Annotated in this window: 1 pseudogene; it reads right to left on the bottom strand. The window is 69.1% G+C overall.

Annotated elements, in window-relative coordinates:
- Window positions 1-731, bottom strand: a pseudogene (locus J0695_RS33530) (type VI secretion protein); the annotation flags it as partial.

Raw genomic sequence — 731 nt, forward strand, 5'->3', positions numbered from 1 at the left:
GGTGCGATCTTGGATCCTCGATTGCTTCACCCACCACGTAGAGGGTGCCCCCTTCATCGATGAAAGATTCCAGGACTAGGGAATCTGCTCGATTTGGGGTGCAGGTTTCTCTGATGTGGATCGAGGAGAGCGCCGAAAGGGCCCGGATTGTCAACTGTTGGGCGATTTCCCGGCGTTGAGGGTGCGCGGTGAGCGCGGATTCCAGGAGGCCGGCGGCGCCGCTGCTCGCCTTGGGGTGCGTACGGAGGATGCGGACCGGCTCGTGGGTGTTGTTCGTGGCGTGGGCCCAGCGGTGGACCTGCTTGAAGGGCCGGTTGTCTATGGCCGCCGCGTGCAGCCAGCTGCGCAGAAGGGTCTCGGCGGTCTCGGCCATCGTGGCGTCCATACGGGCCTGGGGGCGTACGGGGGCGAGGAGGGCGATGGCGCGGGCCGCGGCGATGTCGTGGTCCTCGCAGCCGGTGGTGGGGGACCAGTGGAGGCGGGCCGGGGTGTCGCAGAGGTGGCCGGGGTCGTAGACGAGGACGGGGCCGAGCTTGGACCGGGCGTCCTTGGTCTCCGACCAGACGGTGGGGTCGGACGTCACGACGAGGGCGGGGCCCTCGGCGTCCTGGATCGCTTGTAGGGCGATTTCCTTGCGGGCGGCTGCGGGGGCGAACTGGAGTGGCGGTTGGGCGGATGCCGGTGCGGGGGCCGTCGCCGGTGCGTATGCGGGTACGGGTGCAGGTGCGGGT

Origin of the sequence: Streptomyces beijiangensis (genome assembly GCF_017315755.1) — a bacterium.
GTDB classification, from domain to species: Bacteria; Actinomycetota; Actinomycetes; order Streptomycetales; family Streptomycetaceae; genus Streptomyces; species Streptomyces beijiangensis.